This is a genomic window from Salmonella sp. SAL04214, from assembly GCF_046550615.1.
In the GTDB taxonomy this organism is placed as follows: Bacteria; Pseudomonadota; Gammaproteobacteria; order Enterobacterales; family Enterobacteriaceae; genus Salmonella; species Salmonella enterica.
The window spans coordinates 21,313-35,484 of sequence record NZ_JBGDXT010000013.1 but is presented as its reverse complement, the minus strand read 5'-3'; the positions used below and the strand labels follow the sequence as shown (position 1 = coordinate 35,484).

The window sequence follows — 14,172 nt, the reverse complement described above, 5'->3', positions numbered from 1 at the left end:
CGCAATCTGGCACTGAATCGTTCAACTGTCCAGACAGGGACAATTTATGTGATTTGTGTCACATAAATATAGGGGGTAGAGAGGTAATTGATGTGATATTGATCACAAAGTGGCTGTGTAAAAAAACAACGAATCTAATTTTTAGCTCTTAAAAGACCATTTTATGTGAGATATTTCACATTTTTATTTTGGTGCTTTGTTGAATTTTTGTGATCCTCTTCACAAGAAATTTTAAGCCCGGGTAACGCCAATACGATCCGGCAAACATTTTGTCGCGAGCTCACTCACGTTATGTCATTCAGCAACCTCCTTTTGCGTCTCTTTTCGTCTTATTTGAGCCATACTATGATTTTTACTGGTTGGCAAAAAGGACACGGCATGAAACTCATCGGTAGCTACACCAGCCCTTTTGTGCGCAAAATCTCTGTTCTGCTGCTCGAAAAAGGCATTACCTTCGAATTTATTAATGAACTACCCTACGAGGCGGATAACGGCGTGGCGCAATACAACCCTCTGGGTAAGGTGCCAGCGCTGGTGACGGAGAAAGGGGAGTACTGGTTCGATTCGCCGATCATCGCGGAATATATTGAGCTGCTGGATATCGCGCCAGCGATGCTCCCGCGTGACCCGATGGCAGCGCTTAAAGTTCGCCAGCTCGAAGCGTTGGCTGACGGCATTATGGATGCAGCGTTGGTTTCTGTACGCGAACAGGCGCGTCCGGCGGCGCAACAATCGGAAACGGAACTGCTGCGCCAGCGGGAAAAAATCAACCGCAGCCTGGATATGCTCGAAAGTTATCTGAGCGACGGGACGCTAAAAACGGATACGGTCAATCTGGCGACTATCGCGATTGCCTGTGCGGTAGGCTATCTCAACTTCCGCCGGGTCGCGCCCGGCTGGTGTGTTAGCCGCCCCCACCTGGTCAAACTGGTCGAAACGCTTTTTCAACGCGAAAGCTTTGCCCGCACCGAAGCGCCAAAGGCTTGACGCGTATTATGTCCGCCTGAGCAAACTCACGTTACAATCCCCCTTATGTCGATATCCCTCTCCCGCCAGGAGAGGGCCACCAACAGCCAGGCATTTTCATGACAAGCGAAACGCGTACACTCTACAGCCAGCTTCCTGCTATCGATCGCTTATTGCACGATAGCGCTTTTCTTTCTCTGCGCGATCGGTATGGCCATACCCAGGTGGTTGATCTGCTTAGGCGGATGCTTGACGACGCGCGCGACGTCATACGGAATACGCAAACGCTTCCCGACTGGTACGCAGACTGGGCGCAAGAGGCGAAACTCCGGCTGGAAAATGCGGCGCAAAGCGCGCTGCGCCCGGTGATTAACCTGACGGGGACGGTGCTGCACACCAATCTTGGCCGCGCCTTGCAGGCGCAAGAAGCGATTGAGGCGGTAACGCAGGCGATGCGCGCGCCGGTGACGCTGGAATACGATTTAGATGGCGCCGGGCGGGGGCATCGCGACCGGGCGCTGGCGACGCTGTTATGCCGTATCACCGGGGCGGAGGACGCCTGTATCGTCAATAACAATGCGGCGGCGGTATTGCTGATGTTGGCGGCGACCGCCAGCGGCAAAGAGGTGGTGGTTTCGCGTGGCGAGCTGGTCGAAATCGGCGGCGCGTTTCGTATTCCGGATGTTATGCGCCAGGCGGGCTGTACGCTGCATGAAGTGGGCACCACCAACCGGACGCACGCGAAAGATTACCGTCAGGCGGTAAATGAAAATACCGGTCTGTTGATGAAGGTGCATACCAGTAATTACAGCATTGAAGGCTTTACCAAAACGGTAGAGGAAGCGGAACTGGCGGAAATCGGGCGAGAGCTGGATATTCCGGTGGTGGCGGATCTGGGCAGCGGTTCGCTGGTGGATTTAAGTCAATATGGCTTACCCAAAGAGCCGATGCCGCAGCAGCTCATTGCCGCAGGCGTCAGCCTGGTAAGCTTCTCCGGCGATAAGTTGCTGGGCGGGCCGCAGGCCGGGATCATCGTCGGCAAAAAAGCGATGATTGCCCAACTGCAAAGCCATCCGCTGAAACGCGCTCTGCGCGCGGATAAAATGACGCTGGCGGCGCTGGAGGCAACGTTACGTCTGTATCTGCACCCGGAAGCGTTGGCGGAGAAATTACCCACCCTGCGTCTGTTAACCCGCAGTGAAGCGTCGATTCGCGAACAAGCGCAGCGATTACAGGCGCGGCTGGCGGCACGTTACGGCGATGAATTTGCGCTGGAGGTTAAACCCTGCCTGTCGCAAATCGGCAGCGGTTCATTACCGGTAGACCGCCTTCCCAGCGCCGCCATGACCTTTACCCCGCACGACGGGCGCGGTAGTCGGCTGGAGGCGCTGGCGGCCCGCTGGCGCATGCTGCCTGTACCGGTCATTGGCCGAATTTATGATGGCCGTTTATGGCTGGATATGCGCTGTCTTGAAGACGAAAGCCGGTTTATGGAGATGATGCTGAAATGATTATTGCAACTGCCGGACACGTAGACCACGGTAAAACGACGTTGCTCCAGGCGATTACCGGCATTAATGCCGACCGTCTGCCGGAAGAGAAAAAACGCGGGATGACTATCGATCTGGGTTACGCCTATTGGCCGCAGCCGGATGGTCGTGTGCTGGGCTTTATCGATGTGCCTGGGCATGAAAAATTCCTCTCTAACATGCTGGCGGGCGTAGGCGGTATCGATCACGCTTTGCTGGTGGTCGCCTGTGATGACGGCGTTATGGCGCAAACGCGCGAGCATTTACAGATCCTGCAACTGACGGGCAATCTCCAGCTCACCGTCGCGCTGACCAAAGCCGATCGCGTGGACGAGGCGCGTATCGGTGAAGTACGTGAAGAGGTACTGGCGGCGCTCGACAACTATGGCTTCGCCGATACCGTTTTATTTGTCACCGCCGCCAATGAAGGACGCGGTATTGCAGAACTTCGCGCTCATTTACAGCAACTTCCTGCACGTTCGCACGCCGCGCAGCATCGTTTCCGTCTGGCTATCGACCGTGCGTTTACGGTGAAAGGGGCGGGACTGGTGGTGACCGGAACGGCGCTGAGCGGAGAGGTAAACGTGGGCGATACGCTATGGTTGACCGGCGTTAATACGCCGATGCGCGTACGAAGTCTACACGCGCAAAATCAGCCCACCGACCATGCGTATGCCGGGCAACGTATTGCGCTCAATATTGCGGGCGATGCGGAGAAGGAGCAGCTTAACCGAGGCGACTGGCTGCTTTCGGATGCGCCGGTGGGGGAGGCTTTTTCCCGGGTGATCGTTTCTCTGGCGCTTCATGCGCCGCTTTCCCAATGGCAGCCGCTACATATTCACCATGCCGCCAGCCATGTGACCGGTCGCGTCTCTTTGCTGGAAGGCGGACTGGCCGAGCTGATCTTTGATACGCCGTTGTGGCTGGCCGATAATGACAGACTGGTGCTGCGTGATATTTCCGCACGCGCCACCCTTGCCGGCGCACGTGTGGTGACGCTTAACGCGCCGCGTCGCGGTAAACGTAAGCCAGATTATTTGCACTGGCTTTCAACGCTTGCCGCCGCGCAGGACGATAGCGCGGCGTTGGCCATTCATCTGGAACGCGGCGCCGTCAACCTGCCGGATTTCGGTTGGGCGCGTCAGCTTAATCCTCTCGGTATGCGTCAGCTTATTGAGCAACATGGTTTTATCCAGGCCGGAGACAATCTGTTAAGTGCGCCCGTCGCCGCCCGCTGGCAGCGTAAGATTCTTGATACGCTGGCGACCTACCACGAACAGCACCGCGATGAACCGGGGCCGGGACGCGAGCGTTTACGCCGCATGGCCCTGCCAATGGAGGATGAAGCGCTGGTCCTGATGCTGATCGAGCGGATGCGCGACGACGGCCTGATTCATAGCCATCACGGTTGGTTGCATCTGCCGGATCATAAAGCAGGATTTAGCGATGAGCAGCAGGCCGTCTGGCAAAAAGTCGAACCGCTATTTGGCGATGAGCCCTGGTGGGTACGCGATCTGGCGAAAGAGACCGGAACGGAAGAACAATTGATGCGGCTGGTGCTGCGGCAGGCGGCACAGCAAGGCATCATTACCGCGATCGTAAAAGATCGGTACTATCGTAACGATCGGATTGTCGCTTTCGCCAATATGATCCGCGAGCTGGATCAAGAGAGAGGATCAACGTGTGCGGCGGATTTTCGCGACAGGCTGAATGTAGGGCGGAAACTGGCCATTCAGATCCTTGAATATTTTGACCGGATTGGATTTACACGACGTCGTGGGAATGATCATTTATTACGTGATGCGTTATTATTTCCGCAAAAAGAATGAAATGGTTAAATTAAATAACAAATGAAGCAATACAATTATTGCGTTGCTTTTTATTTTTCTGGCTTCTTAAAATAGCCAGCGTGAGCCTATTATCAGAATAGTTTTGCCCATATTCTTTGCGCCTTAGTCAGGCGACTCACGATGAGATTGTGGAACTTTATCGCGCGGCGATGTAACGCCTTTGCCCGGTGGCGCGGACGCTTACCGGGCCTGCGTAGACGATGCAGGCCGGATAAGGCGTAACTCGTTAGCCTCGGTCGAGCTTTTGCTGCGCCAGCCAGACGGCGCCCAGCCTGCCCGCCTGATTTCCCAGTTGGCAGGGCTGAATCGGCACCTGGAGCGCCTCCCACATTTCAAACGTTTCAAGATGCCGCGTCAGGAGCGGGTAGAGCTTTTCCTGTTCGCTTATTCCTCCGCCGATCAGCACCACGCCCGGATCAAACATAGAGATCACGCTGTAAACGCCGCGTGACAGATAACGCGCCCAGTCATTGACCGCCTCACGCAGATGAACATCGGTCGCCATTCGTTCGAAGATCACATCCGCAGGCGGCATCTCTTCGGCAGGCAGCGCCAGCGCCTGGCGGCACGACGCCATTAATCCGCTGGTTGACGCGATCTTATGCATACTTTCGCCATTATTCCCGACCGGCATGACGCCGAATTCACCGGCATGGAAATGTGCGCCGCGATACAGTTCTCGTCCGACGATAATACCGCCGCCAATGCCGGTTCCAATGGTGATACAGACCATGTTTTCATAATGCTGCCCGGCACCTCGCCACATTTCGCCCAGCGCCGCGCAGTTCGCGTCGTTCTCTACGACCAGCGGCAGATCGGTCAGCCCGCTGAACAACTCCATCAGGTTGACGTCATCCAGGTAAGCCAGCGCGCCCGCTTTTGCCGCATGACCGTTATGGGGATTAATATGGCCGGGGAAACTGACCCCGATTGCCGCAATGTCATAGTCCTGTTGGCAACGCGCCACCACATCCTGCCATTTGCGGGTAAACGTGGAGGCGTCCTCTGGCGTATCGAATTGATGATGGGTTAATTCTTCGCCGTCACTGTTAATCACGCCATATTTGACGTGAGTTCCTCCCACATCAATACCGATATATTGCTGCATAGTGTTCTCCGTACGTTAAACAGGCACCTGTTTAGTATGGCTAAAACCAGACGGAGAAACGTAAAGGAAAGTAATTCGTGATTGCTGTCGTAAAGCGGGAAACCATTGGCGAAAAATTCACCAGTACCGTCTACCCTTGTGGAGTACCTTTACAATAAGGAGTTGGTCATGACGAACAATCCCCCTTCAACACGTATTCAGCCAGGTGAATACGGGTACCCACTGAAGTTAAAAGCCCGCTATGACAATTTTATTGGCGGTGACTGGGTTGCGCCCGCCGACGGCGAATATTATCAAAACCTGACGCCAGTAACCGGCCAGCCGCTATGTGAAGTCGCTTCCTCCGGTAAAAAAGATATCGATTTAGCGCTCGACGCCGCGCATAAGGCGAAAGATAAGTGGGCGCATACGTCAGTACAAGACCGTGCCGCTATCTTGTTTAAGATCGCCGATCGGATGGAACAAAACCTCGAACTGTTGGCGACAGCGGAAACCTGGGATAACGGTAAACCGATTCGTGAAACCAGCGCCGCCGACGTACCGCTGGCGATCGATCATTTCCGCTATTTCGCCTCCTGTATACGTGCGCAGGAGGGCGGGATCAGCGAAGTTGATAGCGAAACTGTGGCCTACCATTTTCACGAACCGCTTGGCGTCGTGGGGCAGATAATCCCGTGGAACTTTCCGTTGTTGATGGCAAGCTGGAAAATGGCGCCAGCGCTGGCGGCGGGTAACTGCGTGGTGCTTAAACCGGCACGCCTGACGCCGCTTTCCGTTTTGCTGTTAATGGAAGTCATTGGCGATCTGTTACCGCCGGGCGTCGTCAACGTTGTGAACGGTGCGGGCGGCGAGATCGGCGAATATCTGGCGACCTCGAAACGTATCGCGAAGGTGGCGTTTACCGGTTCGACGGAAGTGGGTCAACAGATCATGCAGTACGCCACGCAGAATATTATTCCGGTGACGCTGGAGTTAGGCGGTAAATCGCCCAATATCTTCTTCGCCGACGTGATGGATGAGGAAGATGCGTTCTTTGATAAAGCGCTGGAGGGATTTGCCCTGTTTGCCTTTAACCAGGGCGAGGTGTGTACCTGTCCAAGCCGTGCGCTGGTCCAGGAGTCCATCTATGAGCGCTTTATGGAGCGCGCTATTCGCCGGGTAGAGAGCATTCGCAGCGGGAACCCGCTAGATAGCGGTACACAGATGGGGGCGCAGGTCTCCCACGGCCAGCTTGAGACTATCCTCAATTATATCGATATCGGTAAAAAAGAGGGGGCCGATATTCTGACCGGTGGGCGACGCAAGGAGCTGGATGGCGAACTTAAAGAGGGCTATTACCTTGAGCCTACTATCCTGTTTGGTAAGAACAATATGCGCGTCTTTCAGGAGGAGATCTTTGGCCCGGTGCTGGCGGTAACCACCTTTAAAACCATGGAGGAGGCGCTGGAAATCGCTAACGATACCCAATACGGCCTGGGCGCTGGCGTCTGGAGCCGCAACGGCAATCTGGCCTATAAGATGGGGCGCGGCATTCAGGCCGGGCGCGTGTGGACCAACTGCTATCACGCCTATCCGGCACATGCGGCGTTCGGCGGCTATAAACAGTCGGGCATCGGGCGCGAAACGCATAAGATGATGCTGGAACACTACCAGCAAACCAAGTGCCTGCTGGTGAGCTATTCCGATAAGCCGCTGGGGCTGTTCTGACGCAAGAGGTAATGCCCGATGGCGCTGCGCTTATCGGGCCTACAAAAATTCATCGCAATATACTGATATTGCAAATCTTGTAGGCCGGATAAGGCGCAGCCGCCATCCGGCACAGTATTACCGTTCGTTAACCCAAATCCGCATTTCGCCCTCGCCACGGTTGGCCCAGCTAAACCACGGAATGAACGTTAGCGTCTGCGGCTGGCGCGATGACGGCGCGTTATCGTAGTGCCACAACGCCTGATGCTGCGCATCTGGGGCGCTTTGCTTCTCGCCTTCAGCCTGAATCAGCATCTTATGCGCAAAAAGCCCTTTGCCCTCAAAGACCCGGAACTCACTCTCTTTCGGTAACCACAGATTATGCAGTTCTTCGCCGTTATCGGCCTGCTCAAGGCAATAGACCAGCGGCCCGCGCTGAATGGCGACCTTACCGGCGACGTGACGCGCCAGCGGATTGCCATACACGCGGCGAACCGGCATCGGCAGCGTCAGGGTTATCGTATCGCCCTCCTGCCAGGTTCGACGGATATGCAGATAACCTTTGCGAATATCCTGCTCCACTTCCAGCCCGTTGAGCGTCACTTTTGCCTCAGGGCACCAGTCCGGCAGACGTAGCGCCAGCGTGTGGCGTACCGGCTGCACAGAGTCGATGGCAATCTTCACCTGCTCTTGCCACGGGTAGTTCCCGCTGATTCGCAGTTTGAGCGCGCCATTTTCAACGGGTATTTCCATGCTGTTACCCACGTACATATTGATGTACAGCGCATCCGCACGCGGCGTGTAGATGTAGTGACCAAGGGAGGTGAGCACGCGGGCGATGTTCGGCGGGCAGCAGGCGCAGCCAAACCAGCGCTGGCGGATGGGCTTAACGTGATCGTAAATATGGTTGAATTTTAACGATTTTGGATGCACTTCCAGCGGGTTGACGTAGAAGAAATGCTTGCCATCCAGCGCCATACCACCGAGGACGGTGTTGTACAGCGCGCGCTCCATCACGTCGGCGTACTGGCTATCGGCTTCCATTTCCAGCATCCGGCGGGCGAACATCATCAGGCCGATTGAAGCGCAACTTTCCGCATAGACCGAATCATTCGGTAAATCGTAATCGCTGCTAAAGGCTTCGCCACTGCTCTGTGAACCGATGCCTCCGGTGATATATAGCTGACGCTGCGCCATATTTTTCCACAGGCGCAGGCAGTCCTGGCGTTTGCCTTCATCGTTGCTCAGGCGAGCGAGATGCGCCACGCCAGTCATCAGATAGACAAAACGTACCGCGTGGCCAATGGCCGTCTGCTGCTGCGAAATTGGCAGATGCGCCTGGCTGTAGGCTTTGTCTTTGACCATCCACGCCGGGCCGTAGGTATGCCAGTAAGAGGTTTGGCCGCGTTTTTCGTACTCTTCGTCGTAGAAGTGCGGTTGGGTGCCGCGTTGCCCGATAAAGTAGCTTGCCAGCGTCATATAGCGCGGCTGCTCTGTTACCTCATACAGACGCATCAGCGCCAGCTCAATTTCCGGGTGGCCCGGATAGCCGTGCAGCTGATTTTCGCCAGGGCCGAAAGTGCTGTCGATATGATCGGCCAGGCGACAAACGACGTCTAGCAGCCGACGCTTGCCGGTGGCCTGAAAGAAGGCGACGCCCGCTTCAATCAGGTGCCCGGCGCAATAAAGCTCGTGGCACTCCGCCAGGTTGCTCCAGCGTTCTTGCGGGGCTTTTGCCGTAAAGTACGTATTGAGGTAGCCATCGTCACACTGCGCGGCGGCCACCAGTTCAATCACCTCATCGGCGGTTTTCTCAAGCGCGGGATCGGGCTTCTGGCACAGTGACCAGGCAACCGCTTCCAGCCATTTCGCCACGTCGCTGTCCTGAAAGACCATGCCGTAAAAGTCGCCCGTCTGCTGTCCTGCGGCAATGCGGAAATTTTCAATGGCATGGCTGGGTTCAGCCTCTGGAATACGATCGTTTAACGCATCCCACTGGTAAGGAATAACCACATCGCGAACCAGTTGTTGATACTGTCCGAGGAACGGATCGCTGACCGTCAGTTTATGCAGATCGACTTCCAGTACGTTCATTTCGTGCTCCTTAAGGCTGTAGAGGTCATAGATATTCCTCGCTGACGGGGTATTTTATGGCAGTAATTTTTATTTTCGCGTTATGACCTGATTCATTTTGCCCAGATAGCGGTGAGCGACAAGGCGATAAAAGAGTAAAAAAAGATGACGATTCCGACCCGTATTTAAAAATGTGAGATGGATCGAGTGAAATGACTATTTTTAGTTAATAATCAAAGGCTAATATGAAATACGGTGCTGAATGAGCGGGAAATGACATATTAATGCTCGAATTATCCATAACATTACCGATTAAAGTCCAAAACGGCGGATTATTTATTTCTCGCGGCATTGGGCGTCATCCTGCCAGGCGTCTGCAATCGTGGGAAATTATATTTGTGGAAAAAGGCTGCCTGAAAATTCAGGAAGAAGAATGTGTTTTCTGTGTTGAAGCCGGGGAAAGCCTGTTGCTTTGGCCGCATCGCCGCCATATTGGCGTTGAGGAGTTTCCCGCCGATCTTAAATTTTACTGGCTCCATTTTGAGGTCAAAGCGCCGGACAGCGACCCGCGCTGGCTGACGCATCTTTCCGTGCCGCAGCATACCCAGGTTGCCGATCCGCAGGCGCTGATTGCGCTTTTTCGCCAGTTTATGAACGAGCAGGAAAAGCACCAGCGCAGCCCGGCGCTGGAGTTCATCGTGCTGCTGATTTTGCAGCAGCTTACCGTTGACGCCCGGCAGAATGAAAACGCCGAGGCCGCTGGCGTGTCGCTGGCCTGGAAAGTACAGCAGCTGATTCGAACGCACTATCACCTGCCGCTTTCCAGCTCGGTTCTGGCGAAAGAACTGCATTGCAATGTGGATTATCTGGGACGCGTTTATCGGCGGGTATTTCACCTTACGCTAACGGAAGCCATCCACCGCCAGCGGGTGCGCGAGGCGGAAAAGTTGCTGATTAGCGACGCGCGTTCGTTAAAAGAGGTGGCGGAGCGGTGCGGTTTTAATGACGTTGGTTACTTTCGCCAGATCTTCCGCAAGCACACCGGCCTGACGCCTACCGCCTGGAAGCGGCGCTACAGTAAGGAACACGTTAATTCTTGAGTATAATCTTTGGCCCTCTGACAACGCGGTTGCAAACTGAATGCCCGATGGCGCTTTGCTTATCGGGCCTACAAGAGTTCATCACAACGTATTGATATTGCAAGTCTTGTAGGTCGGATAAGGCGCAGCCGCCATCCGACACAGGCTGTGGCTGCCGGCATTACTGCCCGTAATAGGCATTCGCGCCGTGTTTACGCAGATAGTGTTTATCGAGCAGTTCAGGCTGCATATCCGGTAGCTGCGGGGCCAGCTGGCGCGAGAACAGCCCCATATAGGCGCACTCCTCAAGCACCACGGCGTTGTGGACGGCATCGGCGGCATTTTTACCCCAGGCAAACGGGCCGTGCGAATGAACTAATACCGCCGGGATTTGCGCCGGATCGAGACCGCGCTCTTCAAAGGTTTTAATAATCACCTCGCCGGTCTGATACTCGTACTCGCCGTTAATTTCCTCAACGGTCATCAGCCGGGTACAGGGGATCGCGCCATAGAAATAGTCGGCGTGGGTGGTGCCCCAGGCGGGCAGATCGAGCCCGGCCTGCGACCAGATCGTCGCATGGCGGGAATGGGTATGCACGATCCCACCGATCTGCGGATAGCGGCGATAGAGCGCCAGATGGGTCGCGGTATCGGACGACGGTTTTTTGTTGCCTTCAACGACCTTACCGCTGGCGATCTCTACCACCACCATATCGTCGGCGGTCATCACCTCATATTCGACGCCGGAAGGCTTAATGACCATCAGCTTGCGCGTCTCATCGACCGCGCTGACGTTGCCCCAGGTAAAGGTGACCAGCCCGTGCGCCGGGAGGGCCAGGTTTGCCGCCAGCACCTCGGCTTTCAGTTGCTCTAACATGTGAAACCTCCTTCCTGCATCCGTGATTCAATCCAGCGGCGGGCCTGGATAATTTCCAGCACCGGCTCACTGGATTTCTCTGTCCACATCTCAATCAGAAATGAACCGCGATAATTCAGCTCATGCAGCGTTTTGAAGATGCCGACAAAATCAACGCATCCTTCGCCAAACGGCACGTCGCGGAACTGGCCGGGGCTGTCACCGGTCACCGGCAGCGTGTCTTTCAGGTGGATAGCGGCGATACGGTCGATACCCAGCTTCAGCTCGGCGGTCACGTCGTTCCCCCAGGCGCTGAGGTTGCCGACGTCCGGGTAGACGGTGAACCACGGTGACGAAAGCATCTCGTCCCACTTTTTCCACTTGCTGATGGAGTTCATAAACGCGGTATCCATGATTTCCACCGCCAGCATCACCTGCGCCGCTGCGGCCTGTTCCACCGCCCACGCCAGCCCTTCGGCGAAACGTTGCCGGGTGCCTTCGTCGTGCTCTTCGTAATAGACGTCGTAACCCGCCAACTGGATGGTGCGGATCCCCAGATCGCGCGCCAGACGGATGGCTTTGGTCATGATTTCACGCGCCCGCTGGCGTACCGCTTCGTCGCGGCTGCCAAAAGGGAAACGGCGATGGGCGGAGAGACACATTGACGGGATGGCGACGCCGCTTTCCAGCATCGCGCTCACCAGCGATGCGCGCTGAGCCGAAGTCCATTCGAGGCGAGAAAGACGTTCGTCGGTTTCATCCACCGACATCTCGACAAAATCAAAACCGCAGCTTTTTGCCAGCACCAGCCGCTCTGGCCAACTGAGGTCTTTCGCCAGCGCTTTTTCATAGATCCCTAATGGATGGCTACGCATGCTTTTCTCCCCAAATGGCGTCAATTTGGGCGTGGAATTCGGCGGCGACCTGCGCCGGATGGGCGGCACCTGCCAGCGCACGTCCGGCGATAAATGCCTTAACGTTAATGTCGCGGAACAGCGGCAGATCCGCTGGGGTAATGCCGCCGGTAATCGATAGTTCAAGGCCGATGTCGGACAACGCCTTCATGCGTGCCAGGTCCGCTTCTCCCCACTGTTGCCCGCTGGCCTGCGCATCGCGTCCGCGATGATAAATCGCCTGACGCACGCCGGTGCGATACCAGTCTCGGGCGTCGTCCAGCGTCCAGTTGCCGAACAGCTCCATTTGAATTTCACCGCCGCAGGATTGCGCGACGGCGTGGCCTTTCTCGACGGTCGCGAGCGGCGCGGCGCAGATGATAGTCATCCAGTTGGCGCCAGCGCCAAAAGCCTGCTGCGCCAGGGTTTCACCGGCATCGGCCACTTTCCAGTCGGCGACGATGATTTTTTCCGGGCACTGCGCTCGCAGGGCTTTCACCGCGCTAAGGCCTTCGGTTAAACAAAGGATGGTTCCGGCCTCAACGATATCGACATGATCCTGTAGCAGGGCGACATCGCGTTGGGCTGCTTCCAGACTGGTGTGGTCGAGCGCCAGTTGCAGTAATGGTCGGCTCATAATGCGTGCTCCTTAATACGGGCGTGATAGCCCTGTAGTGCTTCAATCAAATCCTGGTATTGGCGGTATTTGCGCTGGTAGAGGGCGTGCGCGGTCATGTCCGGCAGCAGCGTGCGCACCGGGTGCTGCAGGTCGCGTTGGGCCTCGCGGAAATCGCGATATACGCCGGTGCCGACGCGGGCCGCCAGCGCTGCGCCGAAGCAGCCGGTCTCCTCCACCTGCGGCAGCTCAATGCGTAAACCGCTGACGTCCGCCAGCATCTGCATCCAGACGTCGGAGTGGGCCGGGCCGCCGGTAACGCGCAGGGCGCAAACGTCGGTAAAACGTTCACGCATGCGGTTGAGGTGGGTCATATGGCTGAAGACCACGCCTTCATAAATCGCCTGCAGCAGGTGCGCGCGGGTGTGCAGCGCCTGCATGCCGTAAAAACCGCAGGTCATCTCCAGTCCGGCATTGCTGCCGTAGAGAAACGGCAGAAAAAAGAGGTCGCTACCGGCTTTCGGCAGGCTGGCGACCGCCTGGTTGATCTCGTCAAAAGAGAGGTCGCCCCACTGGGCGGTGAACCATTCAAGGTTGCCGGAAGAGGTCGGGCTGGCTTCGTGAACGATATACTGCCCGTCATTGACGTAGCGGCCATAGACGTAAGGGTGGGCCTCATGGTCGCGCAGACCGTGAGCGATGCCGCTGGTGACGGCCCAGGTACCCATCACCGCATTGAGGGTCGATTCATCCTCAATACCGGCGCAAAGGGCGGTGGAAACCACATCAAACAGGCCGCCGACGACGGGGGTGCCCGTCGCCAGACCGGTGATGGCGGCTGCCTGAGCGGTGATCTCCCCGCATATTTCGGCTGAACCCACCACGGGGGGCAGCGCGCTATCGATTTCACTGATGCCCAGCCATTCGGTCAGACGCGGGTCGTACTGGCCCGTCGCCATGTTGTAGAGGTTGGACTCGGAGATGTTGCTCTCTTCGCAGCCCTTCACGCCGGTTAAGCACCAGCGCAGATAGTCATGCGTCATCATGACGCAGCCTATCTGCGCGTAGCGCTGCGGCTCATTCTCTTTTACCCAGCGTAAAAGGGAGACCGGATGTCCGGTCCACAGGGTTTGCCGGGTCAGCGGGTAGAGTTTTTGCGGAACCGCTTCTTTTTGCCAGCGCTGGACAATTTCCATGGCGCGACGGTCGGAAGAGAGTATCGCTTTACCTAATGGCCGATCGCTTTTATCTAACAGAAACAGGCCCTTACCCTGAGCGGAAATGCCCAGACCGCGGATTTGTGAGCCGCTCACCCCGGTGTGCGTCAGCAGTTTGTTGATGACCGAGGCGCACTGTTGCCACAGTTCGGTCATATCGCGTTCAACCCAGCCTGGCTGCGGGCTTAAAGCGTGTAGCGGCAGGCGTTGCACCGCTACTTCCCGGCCTGCGCCATCGTACAACCCGGCTTTTAGCCAACTCCCACCACAATCTAACCCCAGCCAGTAATTGCTCATGA

11 protein-coding genes are annotated in these 14,172 nt (G+C 56.3%); 5 read left to right on the top strand and 6 right to left on the bottom strand.

Annotated features, from left to right (window positions below; genetic code table 11):
• Positions 1-378 precede the first annotated feature (378 nt).
• The 3 genes from ACLJQD_RS19360 (at position 379) to selB (ending at position 4,324) form a co-directional block, all read left to right on the top strand.
• Positions 379-987 carry a glutathione S-transferase gene (locus ACLJQD_RS19360; RefSeq protein WP_000766681.1) on the top strand — a complete coding sequence of 203 codons (609 nt, stop codon included), beginning with the start codon at positions 379-381 and terminating at the stop codon, positions 985-987.
• A 98-nt stretch (positions 988-1,085) separates the two neighbouring features.
• Positions 1,086-2,477, top strand: coding sequence for an L-seryl-tRNA(Sec) selenium transferase (gene selA, locus ACLJQD_RS19355; protein ID WP_000200187.1), 1,392 nt, complete (start codon positions 1,086-1,088; stop codon positions 2,475-2,477).
• On the top strand, positions 2,474-4,324 hold the full coding sequence (selB, locus tag ACLJQD_RS19350; RefSeq protein ID WP_017442141.1) for a selenocysteine-specific translation elongation factor: 1,851 nt from the start codon (positions 2,474-2,476) through the stop codon (positions 4,322-4,324). The genes selA and selB overlap by 4 nt, the downstream gene beginning before the upstream one ends.
• 247 nt (positions 4,325-4,571) lie before the next feature.
• Here the strand turns inward: selB and ACLJQD_RS19345 are convergent, their stop codons facing one another.
• Positions 4,572-5,453 carry an ROK family protein gene (locus ACLJQD_RS19345; RefSeq protein WP_001188274.1) on the bottom strand — a complete coding sequence of 294 codons (882 nt, stop codon included), beginning with the start codon at positions 5,451-5,453 and terminating at the stop codon, positions 4,572-4,574.
• A 168-nt stretch (positions 5,454-5,621) separates the two neighbouring features.
• Between ACLJQD_RS19345 and aldB the strand changes: the two genes are divergently transcribed.
• Positions 5,622-7,160: an aldehyde dehydrogenase AldB gene (gene aldB, locus ACLJQD_RS19340; protein ID WP_000183988.1), complete on the top strand. Its 1,539-nt coding sequence runs from the start codon at positions 5,622-5,624 to the stop codon at positions 7,158-7,160.
• A 117-nt stretch (positions 7,161-7,277) separates the two neighbouring features.
• Here the strand turns inward: aldB and ACLJQD_RS19335 are convergent, their stop codons facing one another.
• Positions 7,278-9,233 carry a glycoside hydrolase family 127 protein gene (locus ACLJQD_RS19335; RefSeq protein ID WP_017442142.1) on the bottom strand — a complete coding sequence of 652 codons (1,956 nt, stop codon included), beginning with the start codon at positions 9,231-9,233 and terminating at the stop codon, positions 7,278-7,280.
• 263 nt (positions 9,234-9,496) lie between these two features.
• On the opposite strand from ACLJQD_RS19335, the gene ACLJQD_RS19330 reads away from it, so the two are divergent.
• Positions 9,497-10,312, top strand: a complete 816-nt coding sequence (locus ACLJQD_RS19330; protein WP_000891808.1) for a helix-turn-helix domain-containing protein — start codon at positions 9,497-9,499, stop codon at positions 10,310-10,312.
• A 160-nt stretch (positions 10,313-10,472) separates the two neighbouring features.
• Here ACLJQD_RS19330 and araD read toward each other — a convergent pair whose 3' ends face one another.
• Genes araD through ACLJQD_RS19310 form a run of 4 tightly spaced genes read right to left on the bottom strand, consistent with a single transcriptional unit; the run spans position 10,473 to position 14,170 of the window.
• On the bottom strand, positions 10,473-11,168 hold the full coding sequence (gene araD / locus ACLJQD_RS19325; RefSeq protein ID WP_000893174.1) for an L-ribulose-5-phosphate 4-epimerase: 696 nt from the start codon (positions 11,166-11,168) through the stop codon (positions 10,473-10,475).
• Entirely contained in the window at positions 11,162-12,022 is an 861-nt protein-coding gene (locus ACLJQD_RS19320; RefSeq protein WP_017442143.1) for an L-ribulose-5-phosphate 3-epimerase, read from the bottom strand. The genes araD and ACLJQD_RS19320 overlap by 7 nt, the downstream gene beginning before the upstream one ends.
• Entirely contained in the window at positions 12,015-12,677 is a 663-nt protein-coding gene (ulaD, locus tag ACLJQD_RS19315) for a 3-keto-L-gulonate-6-phosphate decarboxylase UlaD (RefSeq protein WP_000089527.1), read from the bottom strand. Before ulaD ends, ACLJQD_RS19320 begins: the two co-directional genes overlap by 8 nt.
• Positions 12,674-14,170, bottom strand: a complete 1,497-nt coding sequence (locus tag ACLJQD_RS19310) for an FGGY-family carbohydrate kinase (RefSeq protein WP_017442144.1) — start codon at positions 14,168-14,170, stop codon at positions 12,674-12,676. Before ACLJQD_RS19310 ends, ulaD begins: the two co-directional genes overlap by 4 nt.
• Between the last annotated feature and the right edge of the window lie 2 nt (positions 14,171-14,172).

Excerpts from the sequence above, each read along its gene's own strand:
- ACLJQD_RS19345 (WP_001188274.1), bottom strand. The coding sequence starts at position 5,453 with ATGCAGCAATATATCGGTATTGATGTGGGAGGAACTCACGTCAAATAT.
- ACLJQD_RS19335 (WP_017442142.1), bottom strand. The coding sequence starts at position 9,233 with ATGAACGTACTGGAAGTCGATCTGCATAAACTGACGGTCAGCGATCCG.
- ACLJQD_RS19360 (WP_000766681.1), top strand. The coding sequence starts at position 379 with ATGAAACTCATCGGTAGCTACACCAGCCCTTTTGTGCGCAAAATCTCT.
- ACLJQD_RS19310 (WP_017442144.1), bottom strand. The coding sequence starts at position 14,170 with ATGAGCAATTACTGGCTGGGGTTAGATTGTGGTGGGAGTTGGCTAAAA.
- selB (WP_017442141.1), top strand. The coding sequence starts at position 2,474 with ATGATTATTGCAACTGCCGGACACGTAGACCACGGTAAAACGACGTTG.
- araD (WP_000893174.1), bottom strand. The coding sequence starts at position 11,168 with ATGTTAGAGCAACTGAAAGCCGAGGTGCTGGCGGCAAACCTGGCCCTC.
- ACLJQD_RS19330 (WP_000891808.1), top strand. The coding sequence starts at position 9,497 with ATGCTCGAATTATCCATAACATTACCGATTAAAGTCCAAAACGGCGGA.
- aldB (WP_000183988.1), top strand. The coding sequence starts at position 5,622 with ATGACGAACAATCCCCCTTCAACACGTATTCAGCCAGGTGAATACGGG.
- selA (WP_000200187.1), top strand. The coding sequence starts at position 1,086 with ATGACAAGCGAAACGCGTACACTCTACAGCCAGCTTCCTGCTATCGAT.
- ACLJQD_RS19320 (WP_017442143.1), bottom strand. The coding sequence starts at position 12,022 with ATGCGTAGCCATCCATTAGGGATCTATGAAAAAGCGCTGGCGAAAGAC.
- ulaD (WP_000089527.1), bottom strand. The coding sequence starts at position 12,677 with ATGAGCCGACCATTACTGCAACTGGCGCTCGACCACACCAGTCTGGAA.